Consider the following 17,259-nt stretch of genomic DNA (forward strand, 5'->3'; position numbering starts at 1 on the left):
GGGTAATGGTTCAACTGGTAGGATTTAGTCCGCTGGTAGGTGTTTGAAGGATTCTCTGTGATCTAAGTATTTTTAGGGAGCGAGGCTACTTATAGTGCATTTTTGCACAGAACCACGACTTCGCCACCTTTATTGTGCGGCGCTCGCTGAAAAATTGGAGGCACTACCCGGCATACGCACAGACCTACCAGCACCAGCGAAGCCTAGCGATCTAGAAACATGTGCACCGAAAAGCCCGAATGCTGATCGACTTGAACTGGACGGAACGGCCAAAAATCGCGCAGCACTTCTGCATGTGGATGGCCGTAATTATGGCGAGGGTCAGAGCTAAAGACACTGTTTGATGGCAACACTGCCGCTGCAAGTCCGTCGTGCCAATTCGCAAGCGCTCCGTGGTGAGCTACTTGAAAGACGCTAGTTCCTACTGCGCGGCCAGCATTGAGATAGCTCTTCAGATTGTTCCATTTCGACGCGTTGCTCAAGTTCCCGTCGCCGGTCAACAGGATTGCCCCTCTCGTTTCGAATTCTTTCCAACAACCACATGTGCCGATTAGTCGGTGATATGGCCAATCACACTCACAAAATCGTTGTCCTTTCCACGTGCCAACGGCGCCGCCATAAAGCATCAAGCTGACTTCATTAGTTGAGGCGCGACCGAAATGCGCCTCATAGTACCGCCTTAATTTCGCAAGGGCTTCTTCACGATCATCATCGGCACTATTCAGTAAACTCTCGCGAAGGTAAGACACCATGTTGGCGAACCCCTTAGCATCTTTCGGACATGTGTCTGGATCGTTATAGGGCACAAACTCCCACACCCCATGAAGTACCGGGATGGATTTTCCGGATTCAAGTATCCTTACTCGCTCAACTGAATTCTTCCCAGAGACGTCCAAGTCATTCAGACCTGACTCCGAAATGCCGTCACCGGGCCCGTCATCCTTTTCCCGATCTTCAGAATCTTCCAATGTCGGAGGTGGGAAGATGGGTTCGGGTCTGATGGGCGGTCCGTCTCCTTCGGACGGTCGAACAAACAACACACGATCAAAACGGCCGTCGGCTTCTTGTGTTAGGTACAAGACCGGATCGACGAAGAACAGCATCTCAGCATCATCCTCCCGAAGTCCCTGATCAAAGCCAATCAATAGACGACGCCACAGGTGAGCCCACGGCAGCATAACAGTTTTGGCGCCAACTTGTCCGAGTAATTCGACCAAACCGCTAATGTGGTCATTGTGGAAATGCGATATTGTCAATAGATCAATTCTCTCACCGGCACAGCCGATTTTTACTCTTTCGATTGCGTTGGTAACGAGGCGTTTTGAAGTGGTGGAGCCACAGTCATAAACCCAGAGGTAAGGCCCAAGGTGATGCGGTTCAGGCTTTCCTTGGTATTTGAAGCTCCGCCCAGTTCTTTTCGATGGTGGTGTGAATCTTATTGATCCAGTTGTGAACAGCCCCTGACCGACCGGATAGAATTGATGTACTATACAGATTTCAGCCACGTGACGATCTTTCCTTTCCGTTTCTCAACCACATTTAGCAGTTGATTCAGCCTTGTTCCAACCTGTTAGTAAAGGCGAAATACTTCGATTGTGTCGGAGTTTTGGTCAGATGAGCACCTTTGTTTGGTCACACTGCCGACGGTGAAAAACCAACATTAAGTCGCTGCGGGAGACTTGGTTGAAATAAAAGTTCACCGTTACGAGTTTTGCGCAATAATTTCTCAAATTATCTTGGCTTAATCGCGAACCAAGATGCAATCCGTTTTGACGTTTTGACGTTTTGACGTTTTTCCGTTTTGGCAAGATCAAATCACAATTTTGAAATTCCGCCTAAACCAACCGCCATTCCGATCTTCTCGAAACTGCAGGAGAATAGGTCCGTATCGGTTCTATGGTGACGTTGGGTATGCGATAGTATGCCGAATCGGCTTATTTCGGCTGAAGTCGAGTCAAGACAATTATTTTCGGCCAATAATAGTAAATCACGTATACGAGATTAACAGAATCGGTTAAGCTGATTGTCGTCATTTCGGTTAACAGGAGGCGCTTTTGAGAGCGCCGCCTTAGCCTCCCAGAATGCTAGGAGATAATCCTCCGACCCAGTTAGGAACCGGCGAGGCGTTAGGAGAAGGTGGTGGCAGTATGGAAACGTATGTTTATCGCAGAGTTTCGAGCCTTGATCAGATCGAGGGAACGTCCCTCAATGAACAAAGCCGTAAATGCTTGGCAACGGCAGTTATAGGTGACTTGGTGGTCACCCGAACCTTCACTGATGCCGGAATCAGCGGTGCAACGCCTCTCTGTGAACGTCCTGCGGGCGCTGACATGCTCGCCACCGTCCAACCCGGTGACACGATCATCGCATACAAGATCGACCGCTTATTCCGAAACAGCGCTGACGCGCTCTCGACCGTCGAGGAATGGAAGAAGCTGGGAATACAACTGATTATCGCCGACTTCGGCGCGGACCCTGTGACAGAGAACGGTACTTCCAAGCTGTTGTTCGGTATCCTCAGCATGGTTGCTGAATTTGAACGTGACATCCTTCGCCAACGTGTCTCGGAGGGCAGGGCGGCCAAGAAGGCCGCTGGCGGCCATATAGGTGGCTCTGCACCGTTCGGATACCGGAAGCTCGGGAAAGGCCGTGATGCCATACTGGAAGCGATCCCCGCCGAACAGGAGGCCATCAAGTCGATGGTTGCCATGCAAGAACGCGGCATGACGTTGAGGGAGATCAGCGCTGCGCTGAAAGCCGATGGCCACCAGCTCTCGCATGTGTCTGTCGGGAAGGTGCTCAAGCGCCAAGAGGCACAACTATGCAGCTAGTGACACTTGTTCTACTGATCGCAGTATACATCGTTCTTGGGCATGTCTGACCCGACCGCCTAACGGCGGCCAGCATGAACGCGCCAACATCTGAATGTCGCGACCTAACAACCTAGTCCCTTGGCGAGACGGTAGTCGGTTCACCTTTGAGCATATGACGTTGAAAGATGGATGCTGTCACGACTGATGGCTTAAGACGTCCCGCGTCAGCGGGAAATCAGAGTCACTTTAACTGTATGGCATTATTGAACATATTGGGGGCTCCACGAGGGTATTCCCCCCGGCGCCCCCGATCCGGGCCACACGGCGTGTGCATGTAGGTTTAGTCGCGATAGGTTCGCTAGGACGCGTTCCACACCAACCGCAGGGGATCCAGACTAGCGTATTGGTAACCCCGCCTGAGCCGTTCAGCCGTCAGAATTTCTCCGAATTTTGGGCTCGGTTAGCCCCCTGAAGTTGTTGACCGCTTTGGCCGCCTCCTGTTCAAAAGGGAAACAATGACGAAAGAAAGGAGTTATTTTATCAAAATAACCGTGTAAGGAAAATATTTTTCGATCTGTTCGTAAGATTTAAAACTCAAAAAGATGTTGTTTCTAAACGAAAACCCATTTCTTCTGCTTCGAACCTACATCCGAATAAATCAATCCCTCTTTATGGGAACTATGTTAGCCTTTATTTGATCCTCATCTTTAACAAGAGAGGAGAATTTTACATTGGAGAGCAAACACGACCGTTGCAAACTTTTGGGAACCGCCGATCTTAAAGAGCGCGGATGGACCGACGGCTTGATGAAGAGGCACTTGCCTGATCCCGACGACTACCGCGACAATCCTCACTACAAGTGCGCGTCGCCGATGAAATTTTGGCTTATAAGCACCATCAAAAAAATCGAACGGCGCAAGAGCTTCCAAGAGGATGCAGCGCGCAGTCTCAAACGGTCGGTGTCCGCGAAAATGGCCGCACCGAAAGCCAAAGAGACGCGCGCCAAGGCGTTGCAACATGACGTTGAATCTATTCTGCCGGAAGCACTTCGGGACGGGCTGTTGTTTGATACACCGTCGCTCAAAGCCGTAGAAATTGCGGTTATCGAGCAGTTGCGTGACCCGCACCACCGCAATCTGGTGAACTATCTGCGGCATGAGTGCACGGCATACGATTACTATTCGCAGTTTCTGTATGGTGCTGCGCTGGACGAATATCGCGGCGCAGTGTTGGACTCCATCGCCAAGGAGTACAAGCGCTTGGCCTGTGAATGCGCCAAACAGAAAGACGCTTGGGTACAAACCCGAAGTGAAGGGCAGGTTGCCTACAAGGTCGCGCGTGGCAAGAAACTCGGACTGATCCTCGCCTGAGCCGTTCCGCCGTCGGAAAGCTTTCGAACTAAGGCCCGGTCAGATCCCGACGGAACTGTTGACTGCATTACGCGCCACCGGAAGACTGTGGCAAACACGCCATGGTGACCAAAGAGCACATAATCGGAGAAATCCGCCGCGTCTCGGATAAGATTGGGCGTGCGCCGGGCCGACTATTATTTGAGAAGGAAACCGGCATTCATCAAGCCGACTGGTATGGAACCTATTGGCGAAGCTGGGGCGACGCAATCACCGAGGCAGGGCTCGCCCCCAACAGAAAGCAGGTGCGCCTTTCCTCGGAAGACGTACTGCGCAAATACGCAGAGGCAGTGCGCCACTTCCAGCGTGTCCCGGCAGAAATTGACATACGCATGTATGCCCGCGAACGACCGGATTTCCCCGGTCATACGACTTTCACCAACCACTTCGGTAGCAAGGCTGGAATTGTCACTGCGCTCTCACGATGGGCGACGGATCAAGAGGATTTTGCGGATATCTTGGAGCTTCTGCCCGAAACAGAAATTCCTTCCGAGACACCGCGCGCCAAGGCGGACGAAGGGTTCGTCTACCTCTTGAAGTCCGGTGATCACTACAAGATCGGTCGGAGTGCCGACATAGAGCGCCGAGTCAAACAGGTTGGTGTGGCGATGCCGGAACAGGTCACCTTGGAGCACGTCATCCGCACCGACGACCCACCCGGAATTGAAGCGTACTGGCACCGGCGTTTTGCTGACAAGCGCGCAAATGGGGAATGGTTTCGACTTACGCCGGCGGACCTTAGGGCATTCAAGCGCCGCAAATTTCAGTAAACTGCCGCTTCACCCAAAAGGTGAATTAAAGTTGACGGCGCAGCCCGCCGCATGCGACCCTTATCGGGCGTAGGACGCGGAAGTCGTGACCTTCTTTGCCTCGCATACGGCGGACCTCGGGTGCGCCAGTATCGGCGAGAGAACTTATTGAGTAGTTCTCGTAGGTTCTCTCGCTTCCACACCTGTCATTGCAGCGCGAAGTTGATTCATCGTCAACGGAAAATCGATGGGAAACTGCAACTGCTTTGGCCGGTCATCGCAAGGCCGAAACTCGCGCGTTGGTTCTTTTTTGGAAAACGCCTTTATCCTCTGCGCTTACGTCGCGCCAATGAGCTTGTCAGTTATGGTTCGAGGTCACCGTGCAGTGATCGGTCCGTCACTCTTTCCCATTCGCACATTCCGAATGGCAGATTTGGCTATGTTCGTTTCGTACAATTTTGCCTGCAAACGACGCCTTGCTAAAACTGGATGCCCAATTTTTCGGCGGCTTCCTTTTTCAGATACGCGATAGCCATGTCTTTCATCATGTTCAGGGTAGCACCGCCCACGGCCTGAGCGCCTTCCTTAGTCTTCTTCCAGACGGTATCGCTTCGGATCGCTTCAATGTAGTCGTGCCCTTGGTTCGTTAGGCGGAATACTCCCTTACCAGTCTCCACCATCAGCCCCGCATCCGACAGCAAATCGATGTGATAGATGCGCCTGACTTCTTCTTGGTCTGCGCCAAGGGTCTTGACGGCAATTACGTGTGGGTCATCTTCTGCTTCGGCAGCGAACAGAAGTTCACGAATGTAGTCATCGTCTCTTTTCATCTGTCAAAGATCCCTGTGAAGTGACAGTAAGAAATGTAGCATAGGAATCGACTACGGGTCGATGGGAGGCGTTCTGTGAAGATTTTTCCAAAGATGGTGGTCAAAAGATTCTTGGATTGTGCGCACGGAGAGTTCATATATTTCTCCTCTGGTGTACATATTTTATCTGCAATATGTCTTCATGAAGAAAATGGCCGTCCGAAAGTCCTAATTCTAGCGGAAAACGGCTCAAAAGATTTCTGCGCACTCGCGCCAATTAGTAAGGATATGGAAGTACAGAGTATCGGATTGAATTGGATCTTGCGCCTCTCCGACCCGTTCAGCGATCCACATATTGCAGAAAACGAAGAAGGGGTTGTTTCGAGTACCGATAAAGGAACCTACATTACTGTTAAAGAGTATAGGTCAAACGAAGATAGGCGCCTGTTTTGCTGCCTAGAAAATCCAGATATTGTTAACGCAGATGGTTACTTCGAAACTAGATTTCATTTTAGAAGCTGGACAATTGAATATTACGACTCGGAGTGTCGCCGTAGACGTACCTTGGCAGTGAAATCTGATCGTCGCCTTGCTTTAGCGTCAGAAGGTGAAATTAACGAAGACTAATCTACCATTTCTGCGGACATTGCGGCGTCAGCGGTAAGAAACGCTCTGCATCGCCGCCAGCATATCGTCCATTTCCTCGGGTGATTTGTAGTGGCGCAGCATTCTGGCGCTGCCGACATGACCTATGATGTTCTCTATCATTCCGTCTCCGTATCCATTTCGCTGTAGTGCAGAAACAAATGTCGCGCGAGTCGAGTAGAGGCTTACTCGCGGGCGCTTAATATTGAGGTCGGTCAGAATTTTACCGAACTGACGTTCGCCACTGAAGGCCTTGATCCGGTTGGCGATCTCCTTTTCGTTCTCGGCCTGCAAAACAGACAGACCTCCATTTTGAACGAAGTCGGCAAACGGAAGTGCTTTGTCGGGGCAGGGGATCAGTCGAGCACCATCTTTGGTGTTGCGGATGTCGATGCCTCGTTGGTGCCAGTTGTGCGCCTCATGAGTCCCAGCGTCTGAGGGAGCCAGCCGCCAGAGTTCGTGGGGACGAGCGCCCGTATGCAATAGTGCTTCGATGGTTAGGCGGTAGAGACGCCGCCGCCCGAGACTCAGTTTTGATTTGGAGTTCTCGTCCGCCCAGACGGTGTGGATCTTTTCCAAGATCATCAGAACTTGGCTTGGTTTGAAGGGCAGGTGTTTCCGATCCTCAATGCTCTTAGGGTCGGATGGCATCTTGAGTCCCGCCGCCGGGTTCGTAGGAATTTCGTCTTCATCGAAGGCGTACGCAAGAAGAGCCTTGATTGCGCCCATGTAGCCCACGACGGACGAGACCTCCTTCATACGCTTTGACAAGCCGTCCCGGTACGTCTTGAGGTGTTCGCGCGTGACTTCACCGATACGGAGATCGCCTACCCTGTCCACGAAGTCTTTCAACTTCTTCTCGTAATCGACGCGCGTCAGTTCTTTGTGGCTCTTGAAGTCCGCGAAGCGCGCGTAGAATTTCAGAATCCTGTCGGGCGCATCCGGTGACACGTATGGGCTAAGTTCAGCGAGGCGTCCATTGAGAATAATATGGTTAGCTTCATAGATGGCCTGCGCGGTCGGGTCGGAGGGTGGGGTGCATGTGGCAGCGTCTGCCAACATAAGCTGAAATGGGTCACGCTCTTCGGGTGTCAGTTCATTGAGATGCGCCCGATCTCCGAACGCGTAACCAGCGAAGTGGGCTAATCGTTTCCATTCTTGTTTCGGATCGTCTGACCGCGCGTCTTTCATGACCCGTTCCGTCTGCCGCCAGTCCTCACGTGGTGTGTCCGGTCTCCAAAGATCTGACAGCTCTGGCACAATGCCAGCATATTGCTTGATGCCCGGGCGATTGAGCAGTGCCGTCTGGGTGCGTGCTGCCTCTGCAGCTTGCTCGCTGTCTCTCCGGTTCTGGTATTCGGATACAGCGTCATCCGTGGACAACGATGCAATAAGAGTGTCATGCTCCTCACTATACCTAGCCCACTTTCTCAACGCCTCTGTTCGGTTGGAGCCGAGGCTATACTCCCAACGTTTTCGCCCTAAGACGGTCTGAAGGCGCTTAGGTACGTCCCTCAGATACTTCCAGCGACCTTCTTTCGCAGGGTAGAGGTACTTCACTTTTTCATGCGACATAGCCACTGCCTCAAACAGAATTCCATGGTAGAAGTTTCAAATTTCCATGGTAATTTTGAGGCTGATTTGATCTAACATAGAGGTGCTAGTCAATAAAATAAGGGAAATTTCATCATTGTCGGAGTTGGGAGTCTCTCATCACCCACCACCTTCCTTCGAATCTACCGCAGTCTCCGGTCAGCATTCTCTCGTAACCCGCTTGTCGGCAAATGGCGGCGTGGGTGGTGACTTGCCCTGAATTACCTGGAACCGTGCTTCCGATACAGTGACCGGTGCAGCAAATGCAGCCTGCCTGTCGGACTGCGTCCATGTTGGGAAGGATGAGGTCTCGGTCGAAGGACGTCCGGAAATGTGCAGCGGGCAGCCTAAGGCACCAGGTTTTCTCCATACAATCTCCAAGCATCCCGGATGCGACTGTGCGAGGGACAGGCAATGCTGGCACAGGCTGATTCCAACCGGCAGCAATCTTCGACATCCACAAGAAAAACAGGAGACCTGCATGAAAAAGCTAAGGAAGCTCTCTGCACTGACTTTGATTATCGCTATTCTGTCCTCGTCCACGGTTCATGCCACAACTTGCACTGACGCGGAGGGGAATAAACACAAGGCCTCGACCACATATTTAGACACCAATTTTTGGGATGCCTATGTAAATAGTTGGGGAAGTTCGGACACAAAAAAGTACTTGTTTACTGTATATAACTATAATACGGCGAACGCCTTCGATGATGTGCAATTGCTTTTATTCTGCCCCGGCAAAGACACGATCAAGAGCGTGCGGGGGGCAAACGTCAAGTATAACCACTACGCAAAGTTTAATATTCCGTGGCCAGATGACGACTGCAAAATTCAACTCGAAGTGCGGTGGGAGAATGCGACAAGCAAGAGTTACAGCAGGATATCCGATGCATTCCATCCGCATGAGAATGTCGGGTACATGGTTTGGAAGACTTATGGCAATTTCAGGCAGCGGAAGCTGACATCCTGTAAGTAAGGCTTGCGTCTGGCACACAGCAGGAACGCCCTCAGGGGTGCGCTGCGTGACGAACCGTGATCAGCCGCGAATGACGCGGCTGATCGCATGCAACCGACCTGGCATCGTATGCGTCCGAACAAAACCAGGCTGGCCGGCGATTGCCGAGGGACGGCCGCTACGTGACCACGAACTCCGCCGCCCGGCTTTGCGCCAGCACCAGCCGCATGTTCGGCAGGTCGTTCCCCTCCATCTTCTCCCGCAGCGCATCGCCGGACAGCGCAGCCCAACGCCCCAGCAACCGCCGCTCCAGCTCAGCCTCCGGCACATCCACGAACACCGTCGTATCGAACAGCGCGGCCAGCCCGTCCCACGGCGCCTGATCCAGCAGCAGGTAATTTCCCTCCGTCACCACGTACCGCACCGTCGAGGGGATGATCCGCGCGCCGGCGCGCGCGATCTCGATCGACCGGTCGAAGACCGGCACCGCGACCTCCGCCTCCGCATTCTCCCGCAGCCGCCGCAGCATATGCGCGTAGCCGCCCACGTCGAACGTATGCGGCGCGCCCTTTCGCGGGCGCCAGCCGCGCGCCTCCAGAACCATGTCGTCGAAATGATACCCGTCCATCGGGAACACCGCCGCGCTGCCCGGATCGTCCCGGTTCAACCGTTCCACCAGCGCCTCCGCCAGCGTCGATTTGCCCGCGCCCGGCGCCCCGGCAACCGCCGTCACGCTGCGCCCTGCGCCGCCACGCTCCCGCACAACGGCCAACAATCCGTCGAAATCCGTTACATTGCCCGTCTGATCCATCGCGTCCTCCCCCGGTCCTGCCGCCGCTGCGGCCAATTCTCCGGCCCGTCCTTCCCATTCAAGCCCCCCATCCCCTATGGTCCCGGGACAACACCGCGCAAGGGGAGTTGAATGGAATTCTCGCTGGCAGACATCTTCGCCGCAAGGCAAGTCATCCGGCACCGGGCAGACGCCACGCCCTTCATCCCGTCGCCCGGCATGGCGGCGCGGACCGGGCACGAGATCCTGCTCAAGTTGGAAAGCCTGCAGCCTATCGGCGCCTTCAAGCTGCGCGGCGCGATGAACGCCATCGCGGCCCTGCCAGAGGATGCGACGGGCGTCACCTGCTGCTCCACCGGCAACCACGGGCGCGGCGTCGCCTATGCCGCGGCCCAACGCGGTCTGCGCGCCGTGATCTGCATGTCCAGCCTCGTGCCGCAGACCAAGATCGACGGCATCCGCGCCCTCGGGGCAGAGGTGAAGATCTGCGGCGCCTCGCAGGACGAGGCACAGGCCGAAAGCCTGCGTCTGGTCGGGTCCGAGGGTCTGGTGGAAATCTCCCCCTTCGACGATCCCCATGTGATCGCGGGGCACGGCACCATCGGCCTGGAAATGGTCGAGGCGCGGCCCGACATTTCCGCCATCCTGGTTCCGCTCTCCGGCGGTGGACTGGCGGCCGGAGTCGCTGTCGCCGCCAAGTCGATCAATCCAAGGATCCGCCTTATCGGCATCACCATGGACCGGGGCGCCGCCATGCACGCCTCCATCGCCGCCGGGCATCCTGTCGAGGTAGAGGAAGTCGCCAGCCTCGCCGACAGCCTCGGCGGCGGTATCGGCATGGAAAACAGGCTCTCCTTCCCGCTCTGCCGCCAATACCTCGACGAGACGATCCTTGTATCAGAGGAAGAAATCCGCGACGCCATGCAGGTGCTGTATTTCGAGGACCGCATAGTTGCCGAGGGCGCCTCCGCCGTCGGCATCGCCGCAATCCTGTCCGGGAAATTCACCCCGGAAGGACCCACCGCCACCATCGTCACCGGCCGCAACGTGGACATGGCCATGTTCCACCTGATCGTGTCCGGCGAGGACATCGCGCTCGGTGACGTCACCCTGAAAGGCCGCCGCTATGCCGCATGACATCCGGATCGTCACCGAAGCGGAGCTGCGAGAGGTTGTCCACCTCGACTTAACTGCCGTCGACGTGATCGAACGCGCCTTCGCGGCGCTGGCCGGGGGCCACGTGGTGATGCCGCCGATCCTGTCGATGGACCTGCACGAGGCGAACGCCGAGGTCGACGTGAAAACGGCCTACATCCCCGGCTTCGAAGGCTTCGCGATCAAGGTCAGCCCCGGTTTCTTCGATAACCCGAAGCTCGGCCTGCCCAGCCTCAACGGCCTGATGATCCTGTTCTCGGCGAAGACCGGTCTCGTGCAGGCGGTGTTCCTCGACAACGGCTACCTGACCGATATCCGCACCGCTGCCGCCGGCGCAGTCGCCGCCCGCCATCTGGCTCCGGTAGAGGTCGAAACCGCCGGAGTCCTCGGAACCGGTGTGCAGGCGCGGCTGCAGATGCAGGCGGCACATCTGGTCCGGCCGTTCAAACGCCTCCTCGTCTGGGGCCGCGATCCGGGCAGGGCGGCGAAATGCGCCGCCGATCTCGGCAATGCTCTCGGGATCGAAGCGGAAATGATGACCGACGCCGAAACCCTCGTCCGCCAGTCGCAGCTCGTCGTTACGACAACGCCATCACGCGACCCGCTTGTAGAGGCCGACTGGCTCCACGAAGGGCTCCACATCACCGCCATGGGCTCCGACCAGCCCGGCAAGCACGAACTCGACCCCCACGCCCTGACCGCCGCCGACACCTACATCTGCGACCGCGTCAGCCAGTGCGAGACGTCCGGAGAACTTGAGGCGGCGCTGCAACTCGGTCTCTGGCAGGGGCCGCCGCCGGTCGAACTCGGTCAGGTCATCGCCGGTACCGCCAAGGGCCGCAACAGCAACAGCGACGTCACGATCTGCGATCTCACCGGCACCGGCGCGCAGGACACCGCGATTGCGAGCCACGTGATGGGCATCCTCGGCGAGGCCGGAACGCTGATCCGCGCCTGAGGCTCAGGCGTCCTCCTCGATCATCAGCTCCGGCGTCAGGTATTTGCCGCGGAAGCTTTCGAACAGCGACACCGTGCGCCGCGCGATACCGGTCCAGCCGAATGTGCGGCGGGCGAACCGCGCCCCTTCCACCGTCAGCTTCTCGCGCAGCCATTCGTGCTGCATAGGCATGTTGATCATCGCTGCGAATTCCTGCGGACGGGTCGGATCGGCCACCAGCGCATGGCGGCCGAAGTCGATTTGCTCGAACAGCCCGCCGCGCGTGGTCAGCACAGTCGGCGTGCCGCTGGCCATCGCCTCCACGGCCGTCATCCCGAACGGCTCATAGCGGGAGGGCAGGGCGAAGACCCCGGGCGCGCGGTAGTAGTTGGCAAGATCCTCGTCTGCGACATAGCCGCGCCAGTCGATCCGGTCCGCCACGCCCAGTTCCTGTGCCTTGGCCTTCCACGTGCCGACCAGCCGCTTGTCCTCGTCGGAATTGGCCCCGGCCGCCAGCACCAGCCGCGCCTTCGGCTGCATCGCGACAAGATGCGGCAGCGCGTCGATGATCAGGTCATAGCCCTTGTTCGTGGCCGCGCGCCCCACGACATAGACGTCGTCCTTCGACATCTTCAGCCGTTGGCGGATATCCGACAGCTGCGACGGGGTCACCGCCGTGAACCGCGCCTCGTCGATCCCCGGCGGGATCATCGTGATGTGGCGCGCGGGCAGGTCGTAGTGATCCTCGATCAGTTCCGCCTGATGCTCCGACGTGACGATCACATGGTCGCAGGACCGGTACAGCACGAATTCCTTCTGGATCCGCTCCTCGAACCGGTAATTTCCTTCGGCATCGTCCTTGCCAAGCGATTTCATGTCCTTCTGCTTCCACCAGCCCAGCGAATGCGGCGTGTGGATATGCGGGATCTGCAGTTCTTCGGCGATCTTCTGGCCCGAGACGCCCGCGTCCCAGTAATGCGAGTTCACTACATCGTACTGCAGCCCGTTCGCCCGCACCGCCGCCAGCACGTTCGACACGAAGTCGCCGTACCAGTCGTGCATGTCCTCCTTGCGGATAAACTCCTTGCCGCCAAAGGGGATGCGCCAGACGCGCAGGTTCTCGTTGATGCGGTCCTCGGCGGGCTGATCCTCGAACTGCCGTGTCAGAACGTCGACTTTGTAACCGAGCCTGGCAAAACGCTTGGCAAGCTCCATGACAAAGACGACCTGACCCCCGGTATCCGGCTTGCCCAGTTCCGGCGAACCCGCCACGTAACCATGCAATGAGATCATCATCAGCGACCCGATCGTGTCGCCTTTCACCCCAGCCATCTGTCTGTCTCCTTTTCGCCCTGGGTGCCGGGCCGCGTTACTGCGGCAGCACCCCGTAATGTCTGAGCCCCTCCAGAACGCCGCCCGCATGGGGGGCCTTCGCGTGGTAGAAACTGCCGGCCGGCAGCGCCTCCACAAGCTCCGCACGGGCATTGCCGACGGCAATGCCCGCTTTGCTAACGCCGAACATGGCAAGATCGTTCCCACTGTCGCCTGCCACCAGCAGGTTTTCCTCCGCCACACCCAGCACCTCGGCCAGATGCAGCGCCGCCGCGCCCTTGCCCGCGTTCGGCGGGATCACGTCGAAATCGTCGGTGCCGGACGCGATGATCCGGCAGGGCAGACCCTCCAGTGCCGCCCGAACCTCCGCCTGCGCCTCCTGCGGCACCGCGAAACTCACCTTGAACGCGGTGTTGTAGATCGCCGCATGCGGCGCGTGCCCCAGCGCCGCGATCCGCGAATAGATCTCCGTCTGCGGCCAGCCCGCGAACCGGTCCTGCCAGCCGGGCAGGGGCCCGCCTCCCATCGCAACCTCCGTCCCCAGCGCGGTGATCACCGCATCGGGCACAAGCGACGCCGGAAACACATCCGTCAAAGTCGCCGACACGCTGGCCAGCGGTCGGCTCGAATTCACCGCGAACCACAGCCTGTCCCGACCGGCCAGCAGCGCCTCGCCCAGCACGCCCATCGCCGCATCGTCGCCGGTCAGCGTGTCGTCGATATCGCTGACCAGCAGCCAGCGCCTCGTCCCGATATCTCCGGCCGCGGCCATCACTCTCCCAACGGCGTTTCCAGCGGATGCGCGGGCAGGTCGTGGTGCGAGCGCGTGGCGGTATAGACCGGCTCTTCCTCGGTGATCGGGCGGCTCAGCCACTCCATCGTCACGTCCTCCAGCCGCAGCTGCGCGCTTTCGGTGTAGAACCCGACACGGCCCTCGTCATAGGCATCGTCCACCACGCAAAGCGTCACCTGCCCGTTGATCGAGAACTCGATATACATCCCGTGTGTAACAATCTCGAGGTTCAGGTCCTTGCTGGCCGGGTAGGGCACGAAATTGCCGCTCTGCAGGCTCTCGTACTGGAACGCGAACTCGAACTCCGGCCGCGGATTGGCGCCCCAGCGCCGCAGCTGCGCATAGCCCTTCACCAGATCGAGCGCCAGGTAATAGCCATCCGCCTCGTCCGACATCCGGAACACCAGTCCGCACTTGCCGATCCCCTCCATCGACATCTTCGCCCGTAGGCGGAAATCCTGATGCTCGCCCGGCAGCAGGAACGCCTCGTAACCGCTCAGGCATCCCACATGCAGCGCGCCGCCCTCGTTGGAAATCGTCGCATGCGGATTGCCCAGCAACGTTTCAATCTCGGCCGGGTTGGTCACCTTGAACGGGTTGCGAACGATCTTGTCGAATTGGCTGAAGGATTTCAGCATCAGCCGCCCGCGCGTATCGGTCACCAGCTCCTTCGGCGGCGGCAGCATGCGCGCGATGGTCTCGCGGCCATAGATGACTTCCTTCCGCTGGAAGAAGTTGAACAGCAGCAGCTTGTCACCCGCCCGGCAGATCCGCGCCGCGTAATTCCCTTTCGGCAACAGCACATTGTCGGCAAAGTTCCGGAACGGCCCCGTCAGCTCGTCCGAGGTCCAGTAGTGGATCTTCACATCCTCACGGATCGACCCGATCAGGTAATACCGGCCGTTCAGCCAGAACAGGTTCGGCACTTCGACATCGTCATAGAGGCCCGGCTTGTAAAGCGGCGGGCCGAATTCCCAGCGGTCCGTTTCCACCTCGCGGGCGAGGCTGACGCATCCGCGCCGCACGATCGGCCCGTCCTTCACCCGGCCGGCCGCCAGCAGCAGCCGCTCGCCGGTTTCCCGGTCGTGATAGAAGAACGGATCGCGGAAACTGACCCAGTTCCGGCCCTCGTCGGCGTTCGCCTCGTACCATTCCGGCGAGATTTCCAGCGGGTACTTGCCGCTGTTGCAGCGGGTCCAGTTGTAAAGGTCCTTGGACCGCGCCACGCCGATCCGCTGCACCCGCCCATACTCGGTCCGGCTCAGCCCGGTGTAGAACATCCGCCAGCTGGCGTCGTCGTCCGGGTCGCGGGTCACATGCATCGTCCACAGCATGTCATCGTCCCAGGCGCCGGGATCGTCGACGAACAGGGCGTTCTTCACGCGGCGCCACGTCATGCCGTCGCGGCTCACTGCGTGGGCAATGAAATCGTGGTTCGGCAGAACCAGGTGGAACAGATGATAGATGCCGTCGTGATAGACGACGTCGACATCGCCGATGTCGGAACGAAGGAAACCGTGACTGGCGTACATAGCGCGATCATGGATCGCAGGAACCGCAGATGCAAACAGGCGCCATGTGATCAACAGCCCCGGTTGACGTGGCGTCGAATGCAACATTGGATACAGTCACATCAAGAACCGACCATAAATTAGGCGGCAATCAGAATAGCGCCTAATTTTGCGCCACAAATTCCGAAGTGCATTTTGGCCGAAGACCATTTCCGACCATTCCGATGCGTGGCGCGACCGCCGCCCGTATGAAACTGCTCGGGACCCGTCGAATCTCGCATCGGCGACCCGGATGTGCGGTGGCGGTCGTTCCTGGCAGTTCTCCCACCACCGCACGGGTGCAACAAAAGCTGCGAGGGGGATGTACCGGTTATCAGCGTGACAGATCAACCGACCTACGTGCCGCATGTCCTGCGGCATGATCCCTCTCCGGCATATTTCTGAAGGGAAGAGACATATGTCGAAATTCACCAAGGCTCTGCTCGGCGCGACCGCCGGCCTGGCCATCTCCGGCCCGGCCCTGGCGCAGGATTGCCCGATCAAGGTCGGCGTTCTGCATTCGCTGTCGGGCACCATGGCGATTTCCGAAACCACGCTGAAAGACACGATGCTGATGCTCGTGGATCAGCAGAACGAGAAAGGCGGCCTGCTGGGCTGCGAACTCGAAGCCGTCGTCGTCGACCCGGCCTCGGACTGGCCGCTCTTTGCCGAAAAGGCCCGCGAACTGCTGACCGTGCACGAAGTCGACGTGATCTTCGGCAACTGGACCTCCGTGTCGCGGAAATCGGTCCTGCCGGTCATCGAGGAACTGAACGGCCTGCTCTTCTACCCGGTGCAGTACGAGGGTGAAGAATCCTCCAAGAACGTCTTCTACACCGGCGCCGCGCCGAACCAGCAGGCGATCCCGGCCACCGATTACTACCTTGAAGAACTGGGCGTCGAGAAATTCGCGCTGCTGGGCACCGACTATGTCTACCCGCGGACGACCAACAACATCCTCGAGTCCTACCTGAAGGATAAGGGCATCGCCGAGGAAGACATCTTCGTCAACTACACCCCCTTCGGCCATTCCGACTGGTCCAAGATCGTGGCTGACGTCGTGGCGCTCGGCGCCGACGGCAAGAAAGTCGGCGTGATCTCGACCATCAACGGCGACGCCAACGTCGGCTTCTACAAGGAACTCGCCGCCGCCGGTATCTCGGCCGACGATATCCCTGTCGTCGCATTCTCGGTGGGTGAGGAAGAACTGTCGGGCCTCGACACGTCGAACCTTGTCGGCCACCTGGCAGCCTGGAACTACTTCATGTCCGCCGATACCGACGAGAACGAAGCGTTCATCGAAGCCTGGCACGAGTTCATCGGCGACGATGCCCGCGTGACCAATGACCCGATGGAAGCGCACTACATCGGCTTCAACATGTGGGTGAACGCGGTCACCGAGGCTGAAACCACCGACGTCGACGCAGTACGCTCGGCCATGTGGGGCCAGGAGTTCCCGAACCTGACCGGCGGCACCGCCGTGATGGGCGTGAACCACCACCTGTCCAAGCCGGTTCTGATCGGCGAGATCCTCGAGGACGGCCAGTTCGACATCATCTCGGAAACCGACCCGGTTCCGGGCGATGCCTGGACCGATTTCCTGCCGGAATCCGCTGTCCTGAAGTCGGACTGGAAGGATCTCGAATGCGGTATGTACAACACCGAGACCTCGACCTGCGTTCAGATCAAGTCGAACTACTAAACTGACCGGCGCGGGGGGCGATGAGCC

The 17,259-nt window shown here is 57.8% G+C and carries 15 protein-coding genes; 8 read left to right on the plus strand and 7 right to left on the minus strand.

Annotated elements, in window-relative coordinates:
- Positions 1-203: 203 nt before the first annotated feature.
- On the minus strand, positions 204-1,505 hold the full coding sequence (locus tag HCO70_RS06505) for an MBL fold metallo-hydrolase (RefSeq protein ID WP_172294189.1): 1,302 nt from the start codon (positions 1,503-1,505) through the stop codon (positions 204-206).
- A 642-nt stretch (positions 1,506-2,147) separates the two neighbouring features.
- Here HCO70_RS06505 and HCO70_RS06510 point away from each other — a divergent pair.
- The 3 genes from HCO70_RS06510 (at position 2,148) to HCO70_RS06520 (ending at position 4,992) form a co-directional block, all read left to right on the plus strand.
- Positions 2,148-2,831: a recombinase family protein gene (locus tag HCO70_RS06510; protein WP_172294191.1), complete on the plus strand. Its 684-nt coding sequence runs from the start codon at positions 2,148-2,150 to the stop codon at positions 2,829-2,831.
- Between the two features lie 713 nt (positions 2,832-3,544).
- On the plus strand, positions 3,545-4,183 hold the full coding sequence (locus HCO70_RS06515; protein WP_172294193.1) for a hypothetical protein: 639 nt from the start codon (positions 3,545-3,547) through the stop codon (positions 4,181-4,183).
- 101 nt (positions 4,184-4,284) lie between these two features.
- Positions 4,285-4,992 carry a GIY-YIG nuclease family protein gene (locus tag HCO70_RS06520; RefSeq protein WP_172294195.1) on the plus strand — a complete coding sequence of 236 codons (708 nt, stop codon included), beginning with the start codon at positions 4,285-4,287 and terminating at the stop codon, positions 4,990-4,992.
- Between the two features lie 458 nt (positions 4,993-5,450).
- Here HCO70_RS06520 and HCO70_RS06525 read toward each other — a convergent pair whose 3' ends face one another.
- Complete coding sequence (locus tag HCO70_RS06525; protein WP_172294197.1) at positions 5,451-5,801, minus strand: DUF2513 domain-containing protein; 351 nt, start codon at positions 5,799-5,801, stop codon at positions 5,451-5,453.
- Between the two features lie 75 nt (positions 5,802-5,876).
- On the opposite strand from HCO70_RS06525, the gene HCO70_RS06530 reads away from it, so the two are divergent.
- A complete protein-coding gene (locus HCO70_RS06530; protein WP_172294199.1) occupies positions 5,877-6,407 on the plus strand; it encodes a hypothetical protein in 531 nt (176 codons plus the stop codon).
- Between the two features lie 27 nt (positions 6,408-6,434).
- On the opposite strand, the gene HCO70_RS06535 is transcribed toward HCO70_RS06530, so the two are convergent.
- Positions 6,435-7,985: a phage integrase SAM-like domain-containing protein gene (locus HCO70_RS06535; protein ID WP_216665282.1), complete on the minus strand. Its 1,551-nt coding sequence runs from the start codon at positions 7,983-7,985 to the stop codon at positions 6,435-6,437.
- Between the two features lie 280 nt (positions 7,986-8,265).
- On the opposite strand from HCO70_RS06535, the gene HCO70_RS06540 reads away from it, so the two are divergent.
- Positions 8,266-8,994 carry a hypothetical protein gene (locus tag HCO70_RS06540; RefSeq protein ID WP_216665283.1) on the plus strand — a complete coding sequence of 243 codons (729 nt, stop codon included), beginning with the start codon at positions 8,266-8,268 and terminating at the stop codon, positions 8,992-8,994.
- A 157-nt stretch (positions 8,995-9,151) separates the two neighbouring features.
- On the opposite strand, the gene HCO70_RS06545 is transcribed toward HCO70_RS06540, so the two are convergent.
- Positions 9,152-9,784: an AAA family ATPase gene (locus HCO70_RS06545; RefSeq protein WP_172294205.1), complete on the minus strand. Its 633-nt coding sequence runs from the start codon at positions 9,782-9,784 to the stop codon at positions 9,152-9,154.
- Between the two features lie 111 nt (positions 9,785-9,895).
- Between HCO70_RS06545 and eutB the strand changes: the two genes are divergently transcribed.
- On the plus strand, positions 9,896-10,900 hold the full coding sequence (gene eutB / locus HCO70_RS06550; protein ID WP_172294207.1) for a hydroxyectoine utilization dehydratase EutB: 1,005 nt from the start codon (positions 9,896-9,898) through the stop codon (positions 10,898-10,900).
- Entirely contained in the window at positions 10,890-11,876 is a 987-nt protein-coding gene (locus HCO70_RS06555; protein WP_172294209.1) for a cyclodeaminase, read from the plus strand. The genes eutB and HCO70_RS06555 overlap by 11 nt, the downstream gene beginning before the upstream one ends.
- Before the next feature lie 3 nt (positions 11,877-11,879).
- Here the strand turns inward: HCO70_RS06555 and HCO70_RS06560 are convergent, their stop codons facing one another.
- From HCO70_RS06560 to HCO70_RS06570, 3 genes are read right to left on the minus strand one after another with little or no spacing between them, the layout of a single operon-like run.
- Positions 11,880-13,187: a glycosyltransferase gene (locus tag HCO70_RS06560; protein ID WP_172294211.1), complete on the minus strand. Its 1,308-nt coding sequence runs from the start codon at positions 13,185-13,187 to the stop codon at positions 11,880-11,882.
- 37 nt (positions 13,188-13,224) lie between these two features.
- Positions 13,225-13,959, minus strand: a complete 735-nt coding sequence (locus tag HCO70_RS06565) for an HAD-IIB family hydrolase (protein ID WP_172294213.1) — start codon at positions 13,957-13,959, stop codon at positions 13,225-13,227.
- Entirely contained in the window at positions 13,959-15,512 is a 1,554-nt protein-coding gene (locus HCO70_RS06570; protein ID WP_172294215.1) for a glycosyl hydrolase, read from the minus strand. The genes HCO70_RS06565 and HCO70_RS06570 overlap by 1 nt, the downstream gene beginning before the upstream one ends.
- Positions 15,513-15,948: 436 nt before the next feature.
- Between HCO70_RS06570 and urtA the strand changes: the two genes are divergently transcribed.
- Positions 15,949-17,232 carry an urea ABC transporter substrate-binding protein gene (gene urtA, locus HCO70_RS06575; protein ID WP_172294217.1) on the plus strand — a complete coding sequence of 428 codons (1,284 nt, stop codon included), beginning with the start codon at positions 15,949-15,951 and terminating at the stop codon, positions 17,230-17,232.
- The last annotated feature ends 27 nt before the right edge of the window (positions 17,233-17,259 follow it).

The organism is Pseudoruegeria sp. HB172150 (genome assembly GCF_013184805.1).
Lineage (GTDB): Bacteria > Pseudomonadota > Alphaproteobacteria > Rhodobacterales > Rhodobacteraceae > Psychromarinibacter.